This is a genomic window from Sphingomonas sp. 7/4-4, assembly GCF_027941955.1.
Classification (GTDB): Bacteria; Pseudomonadota; Alphaproteobacteria; order Sphingomonadales; family Sphingomonadaceae; genus Sphingomonas.
Map to the genome: position 1 here is coordinate 2,812,716 of NZ_CP115960.1, position 24,274 is coordinate 2,836,989.

Consider the following 24,274-nt stretch of genomic DNA (forward strand, 5'->3'; position numbering starts at 1 on the left):
GTTCCCGATACCGGACAGTGTTCAGCGCAGCGCCCGGCCCGCCACGGCGTCGAGCGCCGCCACCAATGCGGGATCACGCGCCGAAGGCGCGGTGATCAGCGCCGTGTCGAAGCACGTGTCGATCGGCGATGCCGGCCGCGCTTCGGGCAGGTTGCGGAGCAGATGCATCACCAGCCTGCGCGCCTTGGCGGCGTTGGCCGAGAGCTGCGCGATCACCTGCGCGACATCGACCGCATCTTCGCCCTCGCGCCAGCAATCATAATCGGTGACCATCCCCACCAGCGCGTAAGGCAGCTCCGCCTCCCGGGCGAGCTTCGCCTCGGGCATCCCGGTCATGCCGATGACGTGGCAGCCCCAATTGCGATAGAGATGGCTCTCCGCCCGGGTCGAGAATTGCGGCCCCTCCATCGCCAGGTACGTGCCGCCGACATGCGTCTCCGCCCCCGCCGCCCGCGAGGCATCGACCGCCAATGCCGAGAGCCGCGGACACACCGGGTCCGCCATCGAGACATGCGCGACCAGCCCGGTGCCGAAGAAGCTCGACGGCCGGCTTTTGGTGCGATCGATGAACTGGTCGGTCACGGTGAAGCTGCCCGGCGGCCGATCCTCGACCAGGCTGCCGACCGAAGAGATGGCGAGCACGTCGGTCACGCCCAGCCGCTTGAGCACATCGATATTCGCGCGGGCGTTGAGCTCGGACGGGCTGATCCGGTGTCCCCGCCCGTGCCGCGGCAGAAACACCACCCGCACAGGACCGACCCGACCGACGAAGCACGCGTCGGAAGGCTGCCCCACGGGCTCGCCGTCTCGACCCATTCGCCGTCTTCGATCCCCTCGACGTCGTAGAGCCCGGAGCCGCCGATGACTCCGATCGTCCAGCCGCTCACACTGCCCCCTTGTCCACGTTGCGGCGCGCCCAGGCGAAATAGAGCAGCAGCCCGATCACGTTCCACACGCCGAACAACAATTGCGTCTGATGCGGCAGGCTTATGAAAAGATAGAGACAGCCGAACGCCGCGCCGAGCCCGACCAGCCACGCCGCCGGGGTGCGGAACGGGCGCACTGCGTCGGGCGCGCGGCGGCGCATCACCAGCATGCAGATGCCCACCGCCGCGAATGCCGTCAGCGTGCCGGCATTGGCGAGCGCCGCGATCTGGTCGATCGGGAAGAATGCCGCGAAGAACGTCACCACCGCGGCCGTGAAGATCGTGATCCGCACCGGCGTCCCGCGCCGCGACACGGTCGCCAGGCTCTCGGGCAGCATGCGATCGCGTGCCATCACGAAGAAGATGCGGCTCTGTCCGTAGAGGAAGGCAAGGATCACCGTCGGCAATGCGATCACCGCCGAGGCGGCGAGGAAGGTCGCGGTCTTCGGCTGGCCGATCTCGCGCAGGATCAGCGCCAGCGGCTCGGGGCTGTCGGCGAAGCGCGTATAGCTGAGCGCACCCACCGCAGTGACCGCGACGATCATGTAGATCGCCACGCACGCCACCATCGATCCGACGATGCCGATCGCGAGATCGCGGCTCGGATTCTTGGCCTCCTCCGCCGCGGTCGAGATCGCGTCGAAGCCGTAGAATGCGAAGAAGATGATCGCCGCCGCCGCCATCACGCCGCGCTCGACGCCGTCCGGGCTCATGTGCTTGGCGAAGCCGAACGGCGCGAAGGGCTCGAGATTGGCGCCGTCGAAATAGGGCAAAGCCACAGCCACGAACACGGCGAGCGCGATCAGCTTCACCACCACCAGGATGGCGTTGAGCGTCGCACTTTCCCGCGTGCCGACGATCAGCAGCCCGGCTACCACCGCGACAATGAACAAGGCCGGCACGTTGACGCCCCATTCGACGATCTGCCAGCCCGACATCACCGGACCGTGCGTCAGCGCCGCCGGCAGGTGTACGCCGAGCCCATCGAGGAACCCGACGGAGTAGCCCGACCAGCCGACCGCGACGGTCGCCACCACCAAGGTATATTCGGCGAGCAGGCTCCACCCGACCACCCAGGCGATGATCTCGCCGAGCACGACATAGCTATAGGTATAGGCGCTGCCCGAGGCGGGGATCATCGTCGCCATCTCGGCATAGGCAAGCGCGGCGCAGGCGCAGATCGCCCCGGCGACGGCGAACGACAGGATCACCGCCGGACCCGCGCGATCGGCGCCCACGCCGATCAGCGTCAGGATACCCGTGCCGACGATCGCGCCGACGCCGAGCGCGACGAGATGCGGCCAGGAGAGCGTGCGCTGGAGGCGGTGCGCCTGCGGGCGATCCTCCTCCGCGACGATCTGCTTCAGGCGGAACAGGCTGGCCATGGATACTCCCTGGATGGTCTGCGCATCGTGATAGCGCGGACGGGCACGCGCGCAATCGCGTTCATCGCCGGTGCAGCGGGCATGGCGGATCGTTACGGCTATAGATCGATGGAGGCTTCCATGCTGCTCCCCGCGCTCGCCTTGCTGTTGCTCACCGTTCCCGACGATCCGGCGCCCAACCCGCAGATCGACTATGCCGGCTTCGCCACGCTCACCGGCGATGTCCGCGCTTCGCGTGCGAAGCGACTGCTCGGCTTCGACGCGTTCAAGGCGAAAGCGGCGGAGAAGGGTGCGCTGATCCTCGACGCCCGCTCGGCGGACAAGTTCGCGGAAGGGCATATCGCCGGCGCGGTCAACCTGCCGCTCACCGACTTCACTGCCGAGGCGCTGGCCGAAGCGATCGGGCCGAACCGCGACCGCCCCATCCTGATCTACTGCAACAACAATTTCTCGAACCACCGCGCCCCGGTGATGCTCAAGAAGGCGGCGCTCGCGCTCAACATCCAGACCTTCATCAATCTCGTCGGCTATGGCTATCCGAACGTCTGGGAGCTGCGCGACGTGGTGGATTTCAACGATCCACGGGTTGGCTGGACAGCCGGCGCCGCCGCGAAAGCAGGAGCCTGAAGACCGCTTGCGGTGACTTGTCGTCGTGCGTCAGGGCTAAGGCAATGGTTGGGAAATGTAGCGCGAGGTGAAGCTTGCCTTGGTCACCATGGTCTGCAGCCCCACCGCCTGGCCGCCGATCTCGACCGTGGCGCCAAGCTGCTTCGACAGCGCCTTGACGATGGTAGTGCCCAAACCGGTTTCGCCCGCTATTCTCGCAGCGCCGGCCAGCCCTACGCCGTTGTCCGACACCGTCAGCTTCCAATCATCGTCGTCGCGCTCGTATTGGACACGGATCCGCGCATCCGGCTTGTGGTCGGGAAAGGCGTATTTGATGGCGTTGATGACCAATTCGGTGATGATCAGTCCGAGGCTGACCGCCGTCGCGGATTCCGTCACGCCGGGATCGGCGTGAACCTCGATCGAGACGGGGCTGTCTTCCCCGATCATAGACGAACTCAGTCCTGCGCACAGCTTTGCGAGATATGCCGCGACATCGATCTCGGCGACGCCGTCCTGCAGATGCAGGTGATGCTGAACGGTCGCGACCGACATCACACGCAGATGGGCATCCTTCAGATGGTTGCGCGTCTCTTCTGAAACCACCGCCCGCGCTTTCAACAGCAGGATGCTGGCAATGATCTGCAGGCTATTGGCGACGCGGTGCCGCATTTCCTCGAGCAGCATCTGCTTTTGTTCGAGGAGTTGTTCGGTCTGCGCGAGGAGGACCGCCAGATCGGCCGCGATCAGCCGGCTCGCGGTCACGTCACGGAACGCCAACAGGATCGTGATCGCCGGGCTCTCTTCGTAGACCACCTTACGTGCATTCAGCAGCATGGTGCGACTGCCCAGGCCGGGGAAGTCATGTGCGACCTCGAAGCCGTCCATCGCCACGCGATCGGGAATGATGGTCTCCAGCAGATGGCGCAGCGCCGGGATGTTCCACTGGCCGTCGCCAAGTGCGAACAGGGAGCGCCCTTGCGTAGCCGCGGCATCGACCTGGAACACCTCGTAAAAGGCGCGGCTGGCCGCCAGGACATGGAACTTCTCGTCGAGGATCAGGAATGGATCCGGGATGGTATTGACGATGGCGAGCGCAAGGACCTGCGCGTCCTGCAGGCTGTTGAGCGCGTCTGGCAGGAGGGCGGAGGGCGAGCTGGGGATCACGGCGGACTCTGCTTGCAGGCGAGAGCACGATGTCTCCCGGTCACTTTTGCCTGCGCGACGGATCGGTGATGGCTCATATTAGCATCCGATGGCCGGGATAGCCATCCGCAGCTTCGGAACGCACCGATCAGCACGCAGGCAATGCGAACGCCCTTAGCCCGTCGGACACTTCGCCCCGCTCGCCACCCAGGCCCGGGTCAGCTCGCCGAACTGCGCCTGCGTGCCCGGAACCGGGGTGCGCCCGGGTCCCGGGTTCCAGCCCCAGCCGACCAATGTGTCGTGCGCATTATGCTCGATCAGCTGCTCCAGCGTCTTGCCGCCGTTGCGCTTGCGGTCCTTGATCTGCGCGCAGATCTGGCCGAGCGTCTTGCCTTCCCACGCCATCCCGATCGGCGCGACATGCCATTCGGGATGTCCGGGAATGCTGCCGGTGCCGTTAGTGAAGGCGACATTGCGCGGCCCGTGGCAGGTGCTGCATTCGAGCCCCGCCATGCCGCGATCGGCCGGCCCGCGCGAGACCGGCGGGTTGTGCGGCTGCTGCGCGTCGCCCTGCAGCGGACGATCGGTGCGCGGATGGCAGTTCACGCAGCGCGGATGCTGGATCACCTTGCCCATCTCGGCGAAGATCGCGAGCGAGCGCGCATTCGGATCGGCGATGCCGGCGAAAGCACTGACCGGCTTCAACCCTTCCACCTTCTGCTCGCGCGCCTGGCCGGCGATGGCGAGCCCGAGGGTCAGCGCCGCGGCGCCGAGTGCATATGCGCCCAGCTTCATGCCTTGCCTCCCACCACGAACGGAAGCCGCCGCACGGATTTCCCGGTGAGCTTGCGCCACGCATTGGCGACCGCGGGGGCGATCGGCGGCAGCCCCGGCTCGCCGACCCCGTCGGGTTTTCGCTCGACGCGATGATCGCGACTTCGACCTCCGGCATCTCGCCGATCCGCAGCGAGCGATAGCTGTCGAAATTGCTCTGCTTGACGATTCCGCCCTCGCCCAGCTCGACTTCCGAATAGAGCGCGTGGCCGAGGCCGTAGCCGATGCAGCCCTCCATCTGCGCACGGATCACGTTCGGGTTGACTGCGATCCCGCAATCCACCGCGCACCACACCTTATGCACCTTGGGCAGTCCATCGGGCCCCTTAGACACCTCGGCGACCTGCGCGACATAGGAGCCGAAGCTCTTCCACGCCGCCACGCCCCGGGCGCGGCCGGCAGGCGGCTTCCTGCCCCAGCCGGCGATCTCGGCCGCCCTGGCGAGCACCGCTCTGGTCCGCGCATCCTCCATCAGCGCCAGCCGTCCCGCGACCGGATCCTTGCCGCCCATTTCGAGCAGCTCGTCGATAAAGGTCTCGACCGCATAGGCCGTATGCGTATTCCCCACCGATCGCCACCACAGGGTCGGCACGCCGCCGTCCATGATGTGCTGCCCGATATATTGGTTGGTGAACTTGTAGCTCTCGGCGATGCCCTCGGTCAGCGCGTCGTCGATACCGTTCTTCATGCCCATCCCCTCCATCGGGGAATTCTTGAAGAAGCTCTGCGCGGCGACGACCTGGTCCCAGGCGACGATCTTGCCCGCAGGATCGAGCCCGCCGCGGATCGTGTGCACTGCGAGCGGGCGATAGCGGCCACCGCGAATGTCGTTCTCGCGGGTCCAGACATGCTTGACCGGGCCCTTGCCCCACGCCTTGAACGCCGCTGCCGCCTCGATCGCGAACTCCATCGCCGGCGTCGCGCGGCGCCCGAAGCTGCCGCCGGCGAATTGTTCGTGCAGCGATGCCTTCTCGAACGGCACGCCGAGCGTCGCGCAGATCGCACGAAGCTCGCCGACCTGGAACTGGCTGCCCATCCACACGTCGAGCCTGTCCCCGTTCATCTCGATCACGGCGTCCAGCGGCTCCATCGGCGCATGCGCGAGATAGGGGAATTGGTACACCGCCTCGAGCTTCTTCGCCGCGCCCTTCAGGGCGGCCGCGGTATCGCCGGTCTTCTCGACCTGCTTGCCCGGCGCCTCGCTCGCCTCGGCATATTGCGCATAGAGCTCGTCGCTCGTGCGCTTCTCGGCTTTGGAGAGATCCCAGGTCACGTCCAGCGCCGCGGCGCCCTTGCGCGCGGCATAGCCATCCTGCGCATAGACCACGACGCCTTGCGGGATCGTCTTGACGGCGAGCACGCCGGGCACTGCCAGCGCCGCGGTGTCGATCACGGCCTTGACCGTCCCGCCGAACGCCGGCGGATGCGCGATCGCGGTGTGCACCATCCCCGGCCGCTGGATGTCCATCGTGAACATCGCGGTGCCGTTGGTCTTGGCGACGCTGTCGACCTTGGGCGTATCCTTGCCGATCAAAGTGAACTGGTCGGGCGATTTGAGCACGGGTTTTTCGGGCGGCTTGAGCGAAGCCGCGTCCGCCGCCAGCTCGCCGAAGCTCGCCTTGCGCGCGCCGCTGGAAACCATGCCTTTCGATACCTTCACCGACGCGGCCGGCACGCCCCAGCGCTTCGCCGCCGCCTCGACCAGCATCGCCCGCGCCGAAGCCCCGGCGTTGCGCATCTGCATCCAGCTGTTCGAGATCGCCGACGAGCCGCCGGTGCCCATCGTCCCGAAAGCGAGATTCTTGTAGAGCGGGTCATTGGCCGGGGCCATCTCGACACGGACCTGGCCCCAATCGGCGTCCATCTCCTCGGCCACCAAGGTGGCGAGCCCGGTCGCGGGACCCTGCCCGAACTCGACATGCTTGATGATCACGGTGACGAGATTGTCGGTGCCGACGCGAACGAAGGCATTGGGCGCGAAGGGCAGGCCGGTCGTCTGGCCCGGCGCGGCCTTCGCCGCATTGCCGATCGGCAATGCCATGCCGAGCACGAGCCCGGTCGACTGGAGGAAGCCGCGGCGGGTTGGCGTGATGGCGTTCATCGCTCAGGCCTCCATCGCTTTGGCGGCGTCATGAATCGCCTGCCGGATCCGGACATAAGTGGCGCAGCGGCAGATATTGCCCGCCATCGCCGCGTCTATGTCGGCATCGCTCGGCTTCTTCTTCAGCTTCAGCAGGCCCACCGCCGACATCACCTGCCCCGACTGGCAGAAACCGCATTGCGGCACGTCGATGGCGACCCAGGCGCTCTGGACCGCCTCGGCCTCCCTGCCCGCGACGCCCTCGATCGTAGTGACCTGCTTGCCCGAGACCATCGATACCGGTGTGACGCACGAACGCCGGTTCTTGCCGTCGAGATGCACGGTGCAGGCGCCGCACTGGGCGATCCCGCAGCCATATTTGGTGCCGGTCAGCCCGAGATGGTCGCGCAGCACATAGAGAAGCGGCGTCTCGGGATCGCCGTCGAAGCTCGCCGGCTTGCCGTTGAGCGTGAAATCGGTGGTCATGATCCCTCCGTTGCCGCTGGCCCGACCGGATCATAGACACGTTTCCCAAACGGAATCTACCGCCAGTCCATCGGAGCACATTGAAGCAGAGATGGATTGTCCCAACACATTGGCATCCCCGGCCCGAATGAGGCACACAGCGCGCAATGGCGGAAGGGGAGAAGATTCGGACGCCAGGCTGATCGCCGCGGCGGCAAGCGGCGACCGGGACGCGTTCGGCGCGCTGCTTCAGCGCCACTATAACCGCATCCACGGCCTGGCCTGGCAGTTCACCGGATCGCGCGCCGATGCCGACGACATCGCACAGGACGTCTGCTGCGTCCTCGTCGAAAAGCTCGCGACCTTCCGTGGCGAGGCGAAGTTCAGCACCTGGCTCTGCGGCATCGTCGTCAATGCCTGCCGCGACCTGCAGCGCCGGCGCCGCTCGTTCCGTGGGCTGACCGAACGGTTCGCAGTCGTCGCCGGCCTCGCGCGCGGCCCCGACGGGCGCGATCTTCACGACACGATCTGGGTGCAGAGTGCGATCGCGCGGCTGAAGCCCGCTTATCGCGACGCAGTGGTGCTGGTGGCGGGCCAGCAGCTCAGCCATGCCGAGGCGGCGGAGATATTGGGCGTCGCCGAGGCGACGATATCGTGGCGGATGCACGAGGTGCGGCGGATGCTCGGCTCGGGCGGTGACGGCGCCTGAAAAATTTTCGCAGGCGGTCCCAAGGAAATCCGGCGGAGCGGCGTCCCAGTGACAGGCGGGCAATCGTGCACCGCTTTCGTCAGGGAGTGTCTCATGTCCCGATATTATCTTCTGATCGCCGGTGGCCTCTCCGCCGTGCTGCTCGCCTCGTGCACCGGGTCCGCCGTCGAAGAGGCGGCCGCGCCGCCCGCACCGGCGGAGGAAGTCGTCGTCACGGGGTACAAGGCAAACGGAATCGCTTCCGAGCAACGCGCCCGCACCGCCGACATGGCCCAATACGCCCCGGCTCCGGAGCCGGTGTCCGCTCCGGCACCGCCCCCGCCTTCAATCGTCGTGACCGGCAGCAAGATGTCCGCAGGTGCCTACGCGCCTTCGCTCGAACGCCGCCCGTTCCCCGGCACCTACCAGGATGTCGGCCGCGACAAATTCACCAGCGTCGCCGAGAACCCGTTCAAGGTTGCGCGCGAAGAGCCGGTCTCGACCTTCTCGATCGATGTCGACACTGCTTCCTATTCGTTCGTGCGTGCCTCACTCAACGGCAACGTCCTGCCCCAGCCGGCGGCGGTGCGGACCGAGGAAATGATCAACTATTTCCCCTATGATTATGTCGGCGCGCGCTCGGCCGATCAGCCGTTCAGCACCAATGTCGCGGTGTTCCCGAGTCCCTGGACCCAGGGCCGCAAGCTCGTCCGCATCGGCATCCGCGGCTACGAGATCCAGCGCGCCACGCGGCCGCGCGCCAATCTCGTCTTCCTGATCGACACGTCGGGATCGATGAACGCACCCAACAAGCTGCCGCTCGTCAAGCAATCGCTGTCGATGTTGCTCGATCAGCTGAGCGGCGACGACCGTGTCGCGATCGTCACTTATGCCGGCAGTGCCGGCACCGCCCTCGAACCGACGCGCGCCAGCGAGAAGGGCAAGATCCTCGCGGTGCTCGACCGGCTCGGCGCCGGGGGCAGCACCGCGGGCGCCGAGGGCATCCGCCAGGCCTATGCGCTGGCCGAGCAGAATCTCGATCCGCAGGGCGTCAACCGCGTGATCCTCGCGACGGATGGCGACTTCAACGTCGGGATCACCAACCAGGAGGAACTCAAGGGCTTTGTCGAGCGCGAGCGCGGCAAGGGCGTGTTCCTCTCGGTGCTCGGCTTCGGCATGGGCAATTACAACGACGCGCTGATGCAGACGCTTGCCCAGAACGGCAACGGCGCCGCGGCCTATATCGACACGGTGAGCGAGGCACGGAAGACTTTGGTCGATGAAGCCACCTCTACCCTGTTCCCGATCGCCAAGGACGTGAAGATCCAGGTCGAGTTCAACCCGGCCACCGTCGCCGAATATCGGCTGATCGGATATGAGACGCGGATGCTCGCGCGCGAGGATTTCGACAATGACAAGGTCGATGCCGGCGATGTGGGATCTGGGCAGACGGTGACCGCACTCTACGAAGTCGTGCCTGTCGGCGGCCCGCGGGCGATCGGCGACCTGCGCTATTCCACACCCGCCGCGCAGCCCCGCGTCGCTATCGCTGGCGAATACGGCTTCGTGAAGATCCGCTACAAGACGCCCAAGGCGAACACGAGCCGGCTGATCTCGACGCCGATCAGTCGTGCGGTCGAAGTCGCCCGCTTCGAGGATGCCCCGCGGGACGCGCGCTTCGCCACCGGCGTGGCAGGCTTCGCCGAACTGCTGCGCGGCGGCAAATATAGCGGCACGATGAGCTATGACGACGTGCTGCGGATCGCGCTGGCGGCGCGCGGCGACGACGGCTTCGGCTATCGCTCGGAGTTCGTCCAGCTCGTCCGTCAGGCCAAGACCGCCGCATCTTTGGCGCGGGTCGGCCGATAAAGGATACGGGCGCGTGCGGCGATCTGCGTCGCCGCACGCGCCGCATTCGACCCGCCCGCAATTGCAGCTATAAGGCCGGCAAATGCCGTTTTCCGTTCCCTGCCGCCGATCTTTCGATTCCCGCATGTTCGCGGGCAGGGGCTTCTGAATGCCGAGCGACGAAGACCTCTCGGCGCTGCTGCCCGAGCCGCCACCACCCCGCAACACGCGACGCGATGCCGCCATCGAGGCGGCGATGCTGCGCTTCGACGGCAAGGAACCGGCCCCTGCCGCGGCGCCACCACGCCCGGTTAGACCCGCATCGCGCTGGCCGCTGCTCGGCCGACCGCAATTCGGCGCGCTGCTCACTGCCGTCCTGGTCGGCGTGATCGCGGTACCGGTCTGGCTGTCGAACGGCGACCAGCTCACCCCCAAAAGTCAGCCGACCCAACCGGCAGCGCCGCCAGCCACGCCGTCACCGGCTGCGCAGCCCTCCGCCACGCAAATCGCCCGGGCGGATACGCCGCCCGCCAATCCCTCGTCGCCCCCGCATGAAGGCAGCAGCCGCGCGGCGAAACCAGTGGCCATGGGCCAGGTCGCCGAGATGGCGGCGGAGTCCCTGCCACCGCCACCGGCTGAGCCCATGCCGGCCTTTGCCCCGGCCGCGCCCCCACCCCCGCCCGAACCCGCACCCGCGCCGACCCAGATGGCGGCACGCAGCGCAGAGGTGCAGGACGAAGCCGAGGCCGTCGTCGTCACGGGCTCGCGAATGGCCCCGCGCGGCTTCGCCCAGCGCGCGGAAGCCAAGCGCGTCCGCTCGGTCGCCAGGGCAGCCGAGAATGGCGCGTGGGATGCCTGTACGGTGCGCGATTCCGCGCAAAACCTCTCCGCCTGCAAGAAGTTGGTCGATCCCTCGGCCAGCGGCCGCAAGGGCGCGCCGCGGCGCAAGTCGCCGATGGCCTGTCGGCAGCGTGGCGCGGCGACAGTGACGCCGCGATCGCCGCGTTCGACCGCGCGATCGACCAGTCGCCGGGACTCGCTCTCGCGTGGCTCAACCGCGGCCTCGTCCAGGAGCAGAAAGGCGACACTGACCGGGCGCTTGCCGATCTGGACAAGGCAGTGCGCCTCGCCCCCAATGTGGCGCGCAATTACTACCAGCGCAGCCTGTTTCACAGCCGGCAAGGCGAAACCCGACGCGCACGCGAAGACTGGGAGCGCGCGACCAGGATCGATCCGCGCCTCGAGGATGGCGACGAATAATAGCGCGATCGTAACCTGGCCGAACCGTCGCATAAAAACGACAAAAGATATTGATACTTTATATCATCGCCGTTACCGCAGCGCAGCACATCCTGGAGTTCGGGGATCTTTCATGCTGCGTAGCCTTCTGCTTGCCACCGCCACCTTCATCGCGCTGCCGGCACATGCCGAAGAGAAGCCATCGAGCCCCGTGACTTCGGACACGCCCGCCGATGCGCCGGATCCCGATGCGCAGGACCATGATCAGCCCAATCAGGAGATCGTCGTCACCGGCACGCGCGCCCGCGCCACTGCCGATGTGCTCGGCGGCACTGCGATCCTCGCGGCGGAGGAACTGACCCGCGAGATGCGCCCGACCATCGGCGAGACGCTGGCAAAGCAGCCTGGCGTCTCCGCGACTTCGTTCGGCCCCAACGCCTCGCGCCCGGTGCTGCGCGGCTTCACCGGCGATCGCGCACGGCTGCTGATCGACGGGATCGGCAGCATCGACGTGTCGAATACCTCGGCCGATCACGCCGCGATCATCAATCCGCTCACCGCCGATCGCATCGAGGTCCTGCGCGGCCCCTCTGCCTTGCTGTTCAGTCCCTCGTCGATCGGCGGCGTGGTCAACGTCATCGACAGCCGCATCCCGCGCCGCATGCCCGAAAGCCCGCTCCACGCCGACGGAATCGCGACCTATGGCAGCGCGTCCGACGAGCGCTCGGCCTCGGGCGCCGTCGACGTGCCCGTCGCGGGCAAGCTCGTCATCCATGCCGATGGCAGCTACACCAAAACCGGCGACATGCGCAGCGGCGGCTATGTGCTGACCCCCGAACTGCGCGCGCAGGCCGCGGCGAGCGCCGATCCCGCGATCCAGGAACTGGCCGGTCTCAAGGGCGAAGTGCCCAACACCGCGGCACGCACCTGGGACATTGCCGGCGGCGCGGCGATCATCGACGACCGCGGCAGCCTCGGCTTCTCGGTCTCGCGCTACGACAGCCTGTACGGCGTACCGATCCGCTATTCGCTCGATCCGGCGATCGACGCCGAAGCGGTCCGGCTGCATGCGAAGCAGACCCGCCTCGACGTGCGCGGCGACATCCTCACCGAGACCGCAGGCATCCACCAGATCCGCATGCGCCTCGCCGCCGCCGACTATCAGCACAGCGAGATCGAGGACACCGGCGAGGTCGGCACGACCTTCTACAGTCAGGGCTTCGAAGGCCGGCTCGAACTGGTCCAGGAGACCCATGGCGAGTGGGAAGGCGTGACCGGCGGTCAGTTCTCGACGCGCAACACCCGCATCGTCGGCGAGGAGAAATTCCTGCCGCGGACCGAGAGCAACCAGTTCGGGCTGTTCACGCTCCAGTCGCTCGATTTCGGCGCGCTCAAGGCCGAGGCGGCGCTGCGCTACGAGCATAACAGCCTGCGCGCCCAAGCCGATGCCGATATCGGCAATCCACTGCTCGATCGCGGCTTCGACAGCCTCTCGGCCTCGCTCGGTGCCAGCTATGCGCTCGCCGACCATCTGCGGCTCGGCATCAACGTCTCGCGCAGCGAGCGAGCGCCGACGCAGGAGGAATTGTTCGCCAACGGCCCGCATGCCGGCACCCAGGCGTTCGAGATCGGCAACCCTGACTTCACCACCGAAAAGGCGTGGGAGTCGAAGGCACGCTCAAGGGCTCGGGCGACGGCTGGAGCCTGTCGGCCGCCGCCTATTACAGCCGCTTCAGCGACTATATCTACGACGCCCCCACCGGCGCGATCGAGGACGATCTGCCGGTGTTCCAGTACAACCAGGCCGACGCCCGCTATTACGGCTTCGAGATCGAGGGATCGGCGCGGCTGGCGCAGCTCGGCAATTTCGCGATCAATGCCGATGCGCTCGCCGATTACGTCCATGCCGACATCGTCGATCAGGGGCCGGTGCCGCGCATTCCGCCGCTGCGCGTGATGGGCGGGCTCGAGGCGCAGTCGGATGCGCTGACCGGCCGGGTCGAAGTCGAGCACAGCTTCGAGCAGGATCGCGTCACCGATTTCGAGACCCCGACCAGCGGCTTCACGCTCGTCAACGCATCCGTCTCGTGGAAGCCGTTCGGCGCGGGCTCGCACACCAGCCTGATGCTCTCGGCGAACAACATCTTCGACGTCGAGGCGCGCCGCCACACCAGCGTGCTCAAGGACTATGCCCCGCTCGCCGGTCGCGACCTGCGCGCGACACTCAGGGTGCAACTCTGATCCTGATCCGGCATTAGGGGCGGATGGCGAGTCCGTCCCCCGAACCGGTCGTTGAACTGAAGTCCGAGGCCGCGGCATCGCGCCGCATCCCCTGGCCGATCTTCGCGCTGGGCGCGGTGGCGCTGTTGCTGCTGGGCCTGATCGGGTTCGGCCGCGAAGTGATGGAAGGCGACGTCGCGGAACTCGACCGCGCGATCATGCTCGCGATGCGCGTGCCCGGACATCCCCAACAGCCGCTCGGCCCGCATTGGCTGCCCTCGGCGGTGCGCGACGTGACCGCACTCGGCAGCTCGACCGTGCTGACGATGGTGGTGCTGGTCACCGCTGCCTTCCTTGCTTTGAAAGGGCGGTTCCGCTCGGCCGTGCTCGTGATCGCAGCGACGACGCTGGGCGCGCTCGCCGTGACCTTGGTCAAGGTGCTGATCGCCCGCGCACGCCCCGATCTCGTCCAGCAACTGATGCAGGAAGCGTCGAGCAGCTTTCCAAGCGGCCACGCCGCCAACAGCGCGATCGTCTATCTGACGCTCGCCACGCTGCTCTTCCCGGTGGTGCGCGGCTGGCGGATGCGTGGCTTCGTACTCGCCGTCGCGATGCTGCTGGTCGGCCTGATCGGCATCAGCCGAGTCTATCTCGGCGTCCACTGGCCCAGCGACGTCCTCGCCGGCTGGGCGTTCGGCAGCTGCTGGGCGCTGCTCTGGTGGGGCGTGGAACTCCGGATGTTCCGCAAATCATAATCCTCCCTCGCTTCAGCGGGGGAGGTGGCGCCGAAGGCGACGGAGGGGCTCTGGCCACGAGCGAATCGCCCGCGGAGATGCCCCTCCACCACTTCGTGGTTCCCTCCCCGCTTCGCGAGGGAGGATTGAGTCAGGATCGCTCGCCCAGCTTGCGCTCCCAGGCGAGCGCGTCCTTGACGATCCCCTCGAGATCGTCGTGCTTCGGCCGCCATGGCAAGGTGCTCAGGATCTTGCTGTTGTCGGCGACCAATGCGTCGGGATCGCCGGCGCGACGCCCCTCCAGCCGGCGGTCGATCTTGCGGTTGGTTACGCGATCAACTGCGTCGAGCACCTGCAGCACCGAGAATCCGCGGCCATAGCCGCAGTTCATCGTATGGCTCTCCTCGGGCCGCGCGATCAGCAGGTCGAGCGCGTCGACATGCGCCGCGGCGAGATCGCTGACATGGATATAGTCGCGCACGCCGGTGCCGTCCTCGGTCGCGAAGTCGGTCCCGAACACCGACACCGCCGCGCGCTTGCCCGTCGCCGCCTCGGCCGCGATCTTGATCAGGTGCGTCGCCCCCGCAGTCGACTGGCCGCTGCGGCCCTGCGGATCGGCGCCGGCGACGTTGAAGTAACGCAGCGCGCAATAGTTGATCGGATGCGCCGCGGCGACGTCGCGCAGCATGAACTCGGTCATCAGCTTGGACATGCCATAGGGATTGATCGGCACCTTCGGGCTGTCCTCGGAGACCGGCACCTTCTCGGGAATGCCATAGGTCGCGGCAGTCGAGGAGAAGATGAAGTGCTTCACCCCGAAGCGACCGCGCTCTCGATCAGCGAGCGGCTCGCGACGGTGTTGTTGCGATAATATTTGAGCGGATCGGACACCGACTCCGGCACCACCACCGATCCGGCGAAATGCATCACCGCGATCACGCCTTCGCCCTGCATCGTCGCGCGAATGGTCGCTTCGTCCTCGATGTTCGCGACCACGAGCTTGGCGCGCTTGTCGACCGCCCAGTCGAAACCGGTGACGAGATTGTCGACCACGACGACTTTCCAGCCCGCATCGAGCAGCGCCAGCACCGCATGGCTGCCGATATAGCCCGCACCGCCCGTCACCAGCACCGTACCGTCGCGCATGCCCGTCTCCCTTGTCGCGCCTCGCCTAGGGCCGCGATTGCGCTCCGCCAAGCCCCACCTATCTTGGGCGCGACAAGGAGAATGAAATGACAGTCGAAACCGCGACGCTCGCCGGCGGATGCTTCTGGTGCACCGAGGCGGTGTTCAACGACGTGATCGGCGTGAGCAAGGTCGAGAGCGGCTATATCGGCGGCACCGTCCCCAACCCCACCTACAAGCAGGTGTGCGGCGGCGACACCGGCCATGCCGAGGCGATCCGGGTGACCTTCGACACCGATCAGATCAGCACTGGCGAGTTGCTCGACGTCTTCCTCGGGACGCACGACCCGACCCAGCTCAACCGCCAGGGCAACGATATCGGCACCCAGTATCGCTCGGCGATCTTCCCGCATTCCGCGGAGCAGGAGGCCGAAGCCTATGCGGCGATCGAACGCGCCCGGCCCGATTGGCCTCAGCCGATCGTCACCACGATCGAGCCGCTCTCCGACTGGTACCCCGCCGAGGATTATCACCAGGAATATTGGCAGGGCGAGGGCCAGCGTAATCCCTATTGCCTCGCAGTGATCCCGCCCAAGCTGCGCAAGCTCCGGAAAAGCTTCGCCAATCGCCTGAAGGAAGGCGCGACGGCGTAACCCAAATCCTCCCCGCGAAGCGGGGAGGAACCGGATTACCCTGGAAGCGCCTCGCCTGCGATGGGCGGGCGCTTCGCGGCCTCGGCGCCGAGCAGCTTGTAGGCGATCCCGCCGAGTATGCCCCCGGCGATCGGCGCGACCCAGAACAGCCAGAGCTGGTGGAGCGCGATCCCGCCCTCGAGCAGCGCCGGTCCGGTCGAACGCGCAGGGTTCACCGAGGTGTTGGTCACCGGAATCGAGATCAGGTGAATCAGCGTGAGCCCCAGCCCGATCGCGATCGGCGCGAAGCCGGCGGGCGCGCGGCTGTCGGTCGATCCCATGATGATCAGCAGGAAGACGAAAGTGAGCACCACTTCGATCGTCGCAGCTGCGACCAGCGAATAGCCGTGCGGCGAATGCTCGGCGAAGCCGTTCGACGCCAGCCCCCGGTGAAGCCGGGCGCACCGCTGGCGATCTCGTAGAGCAGCACCGCCGCGATCACCGCACCGACCACTTGCGCGATGACGTAGAGTGGAATGTCGCGCGCCTCGAAGCGCCCGCCCGCCCATAGCCCGATCGTCACCGCCGGATTGAGATGGCAGCCCGAGATATGGCCGATCGAATACGCCATGGTGAGCACGGTGAGCCCAAATGCGAGCGACACACCGGCGTAAGCGATGCCGAGCTCGGGAATCCCCGCGGCCAGCACGGCGCTGCCGCAGCCGCCGAACACCAGCCAGAAAGTGCCGATCATCTCGGCGAGTCCGCGTTGTACGTTGGTCATGCTGATCCTCCCTGTGACACCGGCATATCATGGCTTGCGCGTCGGCGGGAAGCCGTCAGGACCGGGGATGCGCCGCCCGCCGCAGCCGATCGTTGATCGCCACGCCGATCCCGGTCTCGGGGATCGGCGCCACCGCAATTTCCGGCGCGGAGGACGCATCGGCGCGGTGGAGGGCGTCGAACAGATTTGCGGCGGCTTCGACGAGGTCGCCGCTGGCGGAGAGCGTGTCGTCGCCGGCGACATCGCCGAAACCGATCAGCCATTCGCCTTCGTGGCGCTCGGCGGCATCGAGGCGCAACAGCTTGCCCGGCGCATAGTGGCTGGCGAGCTGCCCCGGGGCGACCGGCTTGTGCTCCGGCGAAGGCCGGAGCGCTGGATCACCGGGTACTTCGCTCTGCAATCCACGACTCCGGCCTTTGTCGGAGAACAAGTCGGCCTGGCTTAGCGGCCCCGGCCGCAGGATCGTGCGGCCCATGACGATGGTAGACTCGATCCCCGCGCTCGTCGGCCCATCATCGATCACCAGCGGAATGCGCCCGGCAAGGCTCGCCGCGACATGCGCCGCGCGCGTCGGCGAGATCGAGCCGCTGGCATTGGCCGAAGGCGCCGCGAGCGGCTTGCCTGTAGCCGCGAGCAGCGCCTGCATCGCGCGATGATCGGGCACGCGGATCGCGATTGTGTCGAGCCCGGCGGTGACCAAAGCGGCGATCCCCGCATCGGCGCGGACCGGCAGCACCAGGGTCAGCGGCCCGGGCCAGAAGCGCGTCGCCAGATCGCGTGCAACGGCATCGAACAGCGCAATCCGCTCCGCCGCCGCCAGATCGGGGACATGTACGATCAGCGGATTGAAGCTCGGCCGGCCCTTGGCTTCGTAGATCCCCGCCACCGCGCGCGAATCGGTGGCGTCGGCTGCGAGACCATAGACCGTCTCGGTGGGCATTGCGACGCAGCCGCCGGCGCGAATCACTTCCGCGGCTTCGGCGATCGCAGCCGTGCCGTAGAGTAAGATGCGGGGATTTGTCGGGCTCACCCGGGCGGGGCTATAGCGCGGGAAACAAGACGACAAGAGAGGCCCCCGGAAGACCATGAGCTTCACCCCCGCCATCGCCGAGCAGCGGTTCGTCCTCGAGCATATCGTCGGCCTCGCCGAGATCAGTCCCGAGGCGGCTGAAATGGCCGATGCGGTGCTCGAAGGCGCGGGCCAGTTCGCCGCAGGCGAATGGGCGCCGCTCGACCGCCTCGGCGACACCGACGGGCCGAAATGGAGCGAGGACGGCGTGACGATGCCGGCAGGCTTCGCCGCAGCGTACAAGGCCTATGTCGAGGGCGGCTGGGGCACGATCGGCTCGCCCGAGGCATATGGCGGACAGGGATTGCCGGTCAGCCTGTCTATCGCCGTGCTCGAGACGCTCGGCACCGCGAACATGGGCTTCGCGCTCGCCCCGATCCTCACCGTCGGCGCGATCGAGGCGCTGACGCATCACGGCACGCCCGAGCAGCAGGCGCTCTATTTGCCGAAGCTCGCGACCGGCGAATGGACCGGCACGATGAACCTCACCGAGCCACAGGCGGGTTCGGACGTCGGCGCACTCAAGTCGAAGGCCGAGCCGGTCGGTGACGGCACGTACCGGATCAAGGGCACTAAGATCTTCATTTCATTCGGCGATCACGACATGGCCGACAACATCGTCCACCTCGTCCTCGCCCGCACCCCCGATGCGCCCGCCGGCACCAAAGGCCTGTCGTTGTTCCTCGTGCCCAAATATCGGCTCGATGCCGAAGGCACTCCCGGCGACTTCAACGACGTCCGCGTCGTCTCGATCGAACACAAGATGGGGCTCCATGCCTCGCCCACCTGCGTGCTCAGCTTCGGCGATCACGACGATTGCATCGGCACGGCTGTAGGCGGCGAGATGGGTGGCATCCGCGCGATGTTCACGATGATGAACAACGCCCGGTTGAATGTCGGCCTGCAGGGCGTCCAGGTCGCCGAGCGCGCGACCCAGCGCGCGGTGAGCTACGCCCGCGAGCGCGTGCAGGGCGTCCGCGCCGGCGCGCCCGCCGCGATCGTCGAGCATCCCGATGTCCGTCGCATGCTGCTGCGCATGAAGGCGCAGACCCAGGCGGCGCGCGCGCTCGTCTATTACGCCTTCGGCCAGCTCGACCGCGGCCGCGCTGGTGACAAGGCCGCGCAAGCCCGCGTCGAATTGCTCACCCCGCTCGCCAAGGCGCACGGCACCGATCTCGGCAACGAAGTCGCCAGCCTCGGCATTCAGGTCCATGGCGGCATGGGCTATATCGAGGAGACCGGCGCCGCCCAGCATTTCCGCGATGCGCGGATCACCTCGATCTACGAAGGCACCAACGGCATCCAGGCCGCCGACCTTGTCGGCCGCAAGCTGAGCATGGACAATGGCGGCACGCTGCTGGCGCTGCTCGCCGAGATGCGCGGCGATGCCGAGGATGCCGAGCTGCTCCGCCTGATCGACGCATGCGAGGAAGTCGCGCGCAATTTGCTCGCGTCGGAGACCGACGATCGGCTGGCGGCGAGCTACCCGTTCCTGACGATGCTCTCGGTCGCAGTGTGCGGCTGGCTGCTGGAGCAAAGCGGCCGCATCGCCGGGCGTTCGGAGGGCGATCCCGCCTTCCTCAAGATGAAGGCGGCGACTGCGCACTTCTATGTCGCGCAGATCGTTCCCGAGGCGATGGGTCTCAAGGCCGCCGCGATGGCGCCGGCGGATGTCCTCTATTCGATCGACGCGGAGGCGTTCGCGGCCTGAACCTTGGGTTCTGCGTGCCCGCTGCGCCGCCACAGCCCGCGCAGCAGCTTGCCGACGAGCGCGGGAAAGCCGGGCCGCACGAATAGCCAGTCGCGAATCGCCGGGCCGCGCTCGGCGCCGATCACGCGCTTGTAGCCGCTGTCTCCGGCGCCCCAGTCCACGCAGGTGATGCCGTCCTCGATCCCGCGGACGAGGTTGCGATAGTAAAGCAGCTTGCCGGGCGAATGTTTCCCGTAAGCGGGGTCATAGCTGTTGGCGATCGCGTATTTGAGCGCGCCGGCGTTGAGATCGAACGAGAAGGCCGCGGGCGCTCCGTCGACACGAAGCACCGCCGCCCACATCATCTCCGCTATCACCGGATCCGCCGAAGCCGCGCGCCAGAAGCTGCCATGGCCTTCCATAGTGAATTTGGCGTCCGATCCGTCGGTCCGCGCGGCGATCCAGCTCTTCGTCTCGACCTCGGCCAGCGCGTCGAAGGCGGCCTCGTCCCAGCCCGCACCCGAGACGAAGTCCCAGTCGAGCACGCCATGGCTGCCGAGATGCTTTTCGTGGAAGCGGTTCTTGCGCAGCGTCGAATTGCGCGGCCAGGTGCCTTCGGCCTGCAGCGCAGCGACATCGAGCAGGAAGCTCTCCGCGACGAACCGGTCGAGCACTGCCCAGCCGCGCGCCGCCGCCGCCTGCTTGAGCAATTCGAGCGCGGGATCGCCGTCATAGACCGGCCCCAGCCGCAATGCATTGGCCTCGCGCCCGAGCCGTGCCAACAGCGCCTCGCCCACCTCGACTCCGGCATCGTCGCGCACCGGGAAGCTGCGGAACGGCCAGTAGCAGCCGGGAACGCTCGCCAGCTTGAGCCACGCAGGCCCCGCCGCCACGATCGGCAGCGCCACAGCGGGCTCGCCTTCGCGCGCGACGGTCAGCGTCCGCGCCGCGCCGCCATAGGCGCGCAAAGCCGCGGCGAACCAGCCATAGCGCAGGAAACGATGCGACGGCGCGGCGCGCGCGGCGACTTCGTCGATCCCGGCGGCCAGCCCGTCGACACAGTCGGCCGCCAGCGTCGGCGGCAGGCGCGTGAATTCATCGAGCGGCATAGGCTTGGTCATCGCGAGGATAGTAGCCGCCCATCGGTTACCAACCGGTGAGCCTGTTCATAGCGTCTTCACGCGCACGCAGGAGCAGGTAATAACAGGCCGGATGATGTCAGGCCCCTATCTCTCCACCGTCGCCGATACGATCCAGAGTGCGATCGCACCGGTGTTCCTGCTCGCCGGCATCGGCGCGATCCTCAACGTGATGGTGGGCCGCCTCGCGCGCATCGTCGATCGCGCGCGAAATCTCGAGGAAATCCATCCGCGCTCGACCGGGCCCGAGCATGACCGCCATGTCTGGGAACTGCGACTGATCGACCGGCGCATCTCGGTGATCAACATGGCGATCTTCCTGTGCGTCTCCAGCGCGCTGGCGACCTGCTTCGTGGTGGCGCTGATGTTCGTCTCGCGGCTGTTCGGCCTCCATGTCGGCGCGATCGTCGCGGTCGCCTTCGTCGTCTCGATGCTGCTGCTGATGACTGGCCTCGTCTATTTCCTGATCGAAGTGCGGATGTCGCTCGGCGCGATCCATGTCCGCGAGGAACTGCTCGAGCTCGACGGCCAATAGACGCGGCTCACCTGAGCCTCTGCGGCCCCAGATCGGCGGGCGCGCTCGGCAGGTAGCGTGGCGCCACCCGGGCATGCGTCGCCTGCTCGTACGCATAGCCCGCCCTGAGCAGCAACCCGTCGGAATCGGCAGTGCCGATGAACGACAGCCCCGCCGGCAGGCCACCGACGAGCCCCATCGGCACGGTCAGATGCGGATAGCCCGACACCGCGGGGAGCTCGCTCGCCGAGGGACCGCTGAACTGGTCGCCATGTGCGGGGTCGCTCAGCCACGGCGTGCCATAGGTCGGCGTCACGAGAATCTGCGCATCCGCCGCCTCGAGCATCGCGCCGATTCCTCCATGCCCGCCAGCCGCGCCGATTTGGCCCGGGCGCCGAGATATTCGGGATCCTGCGTTCCGCGAGTCTTCTCGGCCTTGAGGAAGCTCTCCTGCCCGAAAAGGGCATCTCGGCCGCCTTGTTCGCCTCGTTGAAGGCGATGACGTCGGCGAGCGTGCGCACCTTCACCGAAGCCGGCGTGGTGGCGAGATAGGCGGCGAGATCGTCCCTGAGCTCGGTATAGAGCACTTCGCTCTCGGCATCGCCGAGGCCCTTCAGCTCGGGCATCTTGACCTCGACGGGGATCGCGCCCGCAGCGCGGAGCTCGTCGAGCGCCTTGTCGAATCGGGCGGCGAGATCGGCACTCATCTCGGGCTTCCAATAGCCGACGCGAATACCCTTGAGCGCATCCGCCGACAGCTCGGCGGCATAATCGGCCAGATAATTGTTCGCATCGATGGTCGCCGGATCATCGGGATCCTTGCCGACCATCGCCGAGTACAGGATCGCGACATCCTTGACGCTGCGCCCCATCGGCCCCGGCGTGTCCTGGCTATGGCTGATCGGCACGACATGGGTGCGGCTGACCATGCCAAGGGTCGGCTTCAATCCGACCAGCCCGTTCATCGCCGAGGGGCAGACTACCGAACCGTCGGTCTCTGTCCCGACCGCCACCGCGGCGAGGCTCGCCGCCACTGCCGCGCCCGATCCGCTCGACGAACCGCAGGCGGAGCGATCGAGCGCATAGGGATTGCGCACCAGTCCCCCGACCGCGCTCCACCCGCTCATCGAATTGTTCGAGCGGATGTTCGCCCATTCGCTCAAGTTGGTCTTGCCGAGGATCACCGCGCCCTGCCTCCGCAGCTGCGCCACAACCTGCGCGTCCCGGCCGGTATGGTTGTCGGCCAGCGCGAGGCTGCCGGCGGTCGTCGGCAGCTCCAGCGTCTCGATATTGTCCTTGATCAGCACCGGAATGCCGTCGAGCGGCCCGAGGCGCTTGCCCGCCTTGCGCCGCGCGTCGCTCGCCCGTGCCTGTTCGAGCGCGTTGGGTGCAATCGCGATCACCGATCGCAGCGTCGGCCCCTTGCGGTCGATCGCCTCGATCCGGTCGAGATAGGCCTGGGTCAGCCGTGCGCTGGTCCATTTTCCCGACGCCAGCATCGCCTGGAGCTCGTCGATCGACTTCTCGACCACCGCCGCACCGGCCGCGGACGATCCGGAAGGCCCGGCATCCTGCGCGGCCACCGGAGCCGCCGAAATCAAAGCCGCAACCGCCAACCATTGCCGCATCTTCGCCCCCGGGATCACTGATTCCGAGGGGAAGCTAGGCGAACGCCATACCGAGCGCCAGCCCGCCCAGCGCGGATGCCGCGAGGAGCTTGAACACACCCAGCCGGAGGCGAAACAACAGCAGGATCGCAAGCAATGCGAGCACACCTGCGCGCCAGTCGAAGCTCGACCAATCGGGCGCGATGACGCGCACCGGACCCCATGCGACCTCCCCGTCCTGGCGAACAGCACGTGGACTGCGAACCACACCGAAAGATTGGCGATCACGCCGACCACCGCGGCGGTCAGCGCGGCGAGACCGCCCTTCAGCCGCTGTGCCGATTCGAGCCGCTCGATCCACGGTGCGAAGGCGAAGATCCACAGGAAGCAGGGCGCAAAGGTCACCCAGGTGGTGAGTGCCGCCGCGGCGATGCCGCCGCCGAGCGAGCCGAGCACGCCGCCCCCGCGCCAGCCGGCCATGAAACCGACGAACTGAGTCACCAGGATCAGCGGCCCGGGCGTGGTCTCGGCCAGCCCCAGCCCGTCGGCCATCTCGCCGGCCGAGAGCCATTGGTGGGTCTGCACGGCTTCCTGCGCCATATAAGCGAGCACGGCATAAGCGCCGCCGAAGGTCACCACCGCGAGCCTGGAGAAGAACAGGCCCACTTCCCACAATACATGCCCGCGCCCCAGCGTCACCAATACCAGCACCATCGGCGCCGCCCACACTGCCGCCCAGCCCAAAACGGTCGCGACCGTCTTCCACAGCCGCGGCCGCGGGCCAGGAGCTGTCGACGCATTTTGCTTGATTCCCACCCATTCGGCGGGCGCCAGCGCGCCCAGCAGTCCGGCGCCGAGTACGACGAACGGGAACGGCGCGGAGAACAGGAACAATGCGAGGAACGCCGCCAATGCGATCCCGCGCTTGAAGCGCGTCGTCAGCGCGCGGCCGCCGACCCGGATCAGGGCCTGCAGCACGATCGCGATCACCGCGGCCTTCACGCCCAGAAACAATGCGGCGAACCAGTCGAGCTGTGCTGCGCTGACATAAGCCAGCGCCAGCCCGAGCATCACCAGCGCACCGGGCAGTACGAACAGCAAACCCGCCGCCAGTCCCCCTTTCACACCATGCAGCCGCCAGCCGATATAGGTGGCGAGCTGCTGTGCCTCGGGCCCGGGGAGCAAATGGCAGAAGTTGAGCGCATGGAGGAAATGCGCCTCGTCGATCCACTTGCGCTCGTCGACCAGCTCGCGGTGCATCAGGGCGATCTGGCCGACCGGCCCGCCGAAGCTCAGCCAGCCGATCCGCGCGGAGACCCGGACCAATTCGCCGAAGCTCGGTCTGTCGCGGTCGCGAATATCCGGCGACGTGTCCACATCATTGTCACCGGAGCTATCGATGGAAATGCCGGTCATGCGTCCTCCTTGTCGGCCAAAGCCTCGGAAGCAACGCTTGGGCATGACGCCTCGCCGGGAGGTTGCGGGTCCCGGTAGCCCATGTGTAACCGGCCGAATCGAGCGCGACAAGGCGGCGACGCCTGCG

15 protein-coding genes and 6 pseudogenes are annotated in these 24,274 nt (G+C 67.2%); 9 read left to right on the forward strand and 12 right to left on the reverse strand.

The genetic code is table 11. The features are described 5' to 3' along the window. Positions 1 to 21: 21 nt before the first annotated feature. Positions 22 to 887 (reverse strand): annotated as a pseudogene (mtnP, locus tag PIB19_RS14160) (S-methyl-5'-thioadenosine phosphorylase). Further along, positions 884 to 2,311 (reverse strand): amino acid permease, encoded by a 1,428-nt coding sequence (locus tag PIB19_RS14165; RefSeq protein ID WP_271237886.1) that lies wholly within the window; start codon positions 2,309 to 2,311, stop codon positions 884 to 886. The pseudogene mtnP and the gene PIB19_RS14165 overlap by 4 nt, the downstream one beginning before the upstream one ends. Positions 2,312 to 2,431: 120 nt before the next feature. On the opposite strand from PIB19_RS14165, the gene PIB19_RS14170 reads away from it, so the two are divergent. Next, a complete protein-coding gene (locus PIB19_RS14170) occupies positions 2,432 to 2,938 on the forward strand; it encodes a rhodanese-like domain-containing protein (protein WP_271237887.1) in 507 nt (168 codons plus the stop codon). A 36-nt stretch (positions 2,939 to 2,974) separates the two neighbouring features. On the opposite strand, the gene PIB19_RS14175 is transcribed toward PIB19_RS14170, so the two are convergent. The 4 genes from PIB19_RS14175 to PIB19_RS14190 form a co-directional block, all read right to left on the reverse strand. After that, entirely contained in the window at positions 2,975 to 4,084 is a 1,110-nt protein-coding gene (locus PIB19_RS14175) for a sensor histidine kinase (RefSeq protein ID WP_271237888.1), read from the reverse strand. A 153-nt stretch (positions 4,085 to 4,237) separates the two neighbouring features. Beyond that, on the reverse strand, positions 4,238 to 4,576 hold the full coding sequence (locus PIB19_RS14180) for a hypothetical protein (protein WP_271237889.1): 339 nt from the start codon (positions 4,574 to 4,576) through the stop codon (positions 4,238 to 4,240). Next, positions 4,521 to 6,998, reverse strand: a complete 2,478-nt coding sequence (locus tag PIB19_RS14185; RefSeq protein WP_271237890.1) for a xanthine dehydrogenase family protein molybdopterin-binding subunit — start codon at positions 6,996 to 6,998, stop codon at positions 4,521 to 4,523. Before PIB19_RS14185 ends, PIB19_RS14180 begins: the two co-directional genes overlap by 56 nt. Positions 6,999 to 7,001: 3 nt before the next feature. Then, positions 7,002 to 7,463 carry a (2Fe-2S)-binding protein gene (locus PIB19_RS14190; RefSeq protein WP_271237891.1) on the reverse strand — a complete coding sequence of 154 codons (462 nt, stop codon included), beginning with the start codon at positions 7,461 to 7,463 and terminating at the stop codon, positions 7,002 to 7,004. A 127-nt stretch (positions 7,464 to 7,590) separates the two neighbouring features. On the opposite strand from PIB19_RS14190, the gene PIB19_RS14195 reads away from it, so the two are divergent. The 5 genes and pseudogenes from PIB19_RS14195 to PIB19_RS14215 all read left to right on the forward strand — a co-directional run bounded on the left by PIB19_RS14195 (position 7,591) and on the right by PIB19_RS14215 (position 14,192). Then, positions 7,591 to 8,151, forward strand: coding sequence for an RNA polymerase sigma factor (locus tag PIB19_RS14195; protein WP_271237892.1), 561 nt, complete (start codon positions 7,591 to 7,593; stop codon positions 8,149 to 8,151). A 93-nt stretch (positions 8,152 to 8,244) separates the two neighbouring features. After that, the gene (locus PIB19_RS14200; RefSeq protein ID WP_271237893.1) at positions 8,245 to 9,999 is read left to right on the forward strand and encodes a vWA domain-containing protein; all 1,755 of its coding nucleotides are present in this window, start codon (positions 8,245 to 8,247) and stop codon (positions 9,997 to 9,999) included. Positions 10,000 to 10,824: 825 nt separating this feature from the next. Continuing rightward, positions 10,825 to 11,238 (forward strand): tetratricopeptide repeat protein, encoded by a 414-nt coding sequence (locus PIB19_RS14205; protein WP_271237894.1) that lies wholly within the window; start codon positions 10,825 to 10,827, stop codon positions 11,236 to 11,238. Positions 11,239 to 11,350: 112 nt separating this feature from the next. Further along, positions 11,351 to 13,458 (forward strand): annotated as a pseudogene (locus PIB19_RS14210) (TonB-dependent receptor). A gap of 23 nt (positions 13,459 to 13,481) precedes the next feature. Beyond that, complete coding sequence (locus PIB19_RS14215; protein WP_271237895.1) at positions 13,482 to 14,192, forward strand: phosphatase PAP2 family protein; 711 nt, start codon at positions 13,482 to 13,484, stop codon at positions 14,190 to 14,192. Positions 14,193 to 14,322: 130 nt separating this feature from the next. On the opposite strand, the pseudogene galE reads toward PIB19_RS14215, so the two are convergent. Further along, positions 14,323 to 15,317 (reverse strand): annotated as a pseudogene (galE, locus tag PIB19_RS14220) (UDP-glucose 4-epimerase GalE). An 86-nt stretch (positions 15,318 to 15,403) separates the two neighbouring features. On the opposite strand from galE, the gene msrA reads away from it, so the two are divergent. Further along, a complete protein-coding gene (msrA, locus tag PIB19_RS14225) occupies positions 15,404 to 15,949 on the forward strand; it encodes a peptide-methionine (S)-S-oxide reductase MsrA (protein WP_271237896.1) in 546 nt (181 codons plus the stop codon). Between the two features lie 35 nt (positions 15,950 to 15,984). Here msrA and aqpZ read toward each other — a convergent pair. Continuing rightward, positions 15,985 to 16,712, reverse strand: a pseudogene (gene aqpZ / locus PIB19_RS14230) (aquaporin Z). Positions 16,713 to 16,767: 55 nt separating this feature from the next. Next, positions 16,768 to 17,742 carry an L-threonylcarbamoyladenylate synthase gene (locus PIB19_RS14235; protein ID WP_271237897.1) on the reverse strand — a complete coding sequence of 325 codons (975 nt, stop codon included), beginning with the start codon at positions 17,740 to 17,742 and terminating at the stop codon, positions 16,768 to 16,770. A 55-nt stretch (positions 17,743 to 17,797) separates the two neighbouring features. Here PIB19_RS14235 and PIB19_RS14240 point away from each other — a divergent pair, with 55 nt between their 5' ends. After that, a complete protein-coding gene (locus tag PIB19_RS14240) occupies positions 17,798 to 19,492 on the forward strand; it encodes an acyl-CoA dehydrogenase (RefSeq protein ID WP_271237898.1) in 1,695 nt (564 codons plus the stop codon). Here the strand turns inward: PIB19_RS14240 and PIB19_RS14245 are convergent. Beyond that, a complete protein-coding gene (locus PIB19_RS14245) occupies positions 19,459 to 20,592 on the reverse strand; it encodes a GNAT family N-acetyltransferase (protein ID WP_271237899.1) in 1,134 nt (377 codons plus the stop codon). The two genes, PIB19_RS14240 and PIB19_RS14245, sit on opposite strands and share 34 nt — an antisense overlap. Before the next feature lie 94 nt (positions 20,593 to 20,686). On the opposite strand from PIB19_RS14245, the gene PIB19_RS14250 reads away from it, so the two are divergent. Then, positions 20,687 to 21,145 (forward strand): DUF2721 domain-containing protein, encoded by a 459-nt coding sequence (locus PIB19_RS14250; RefSeq protein WP_271237900.1) that lies wholly within the window; start codon positions 20,687 to 20,689, stop codon positions 21,143 to 21,145. 7 nt (positions 21,146 to 21,152) lie between these two features. On the opposite strand, the pseudogene PIB19_RS14255 reads toward PIB19_RS14250, so the two are convergent. Next, positions 21,153 to 22,752 (reverse strand): annotated as a pseudogene (locus PIB19_RS14255) (amidase). Positions 22,753 to 23,031: 279 nt separating this feature from the next. Further along, a pseudogene (gene chrA, locus PIB19_RS14260) lies at positions 23,032 to 24,192 on the reverse strand (chromate efflux transporter); the annotation flags it as partial. Positions 24,193 to 24,274: the final 82 nt, after the last annotated feature.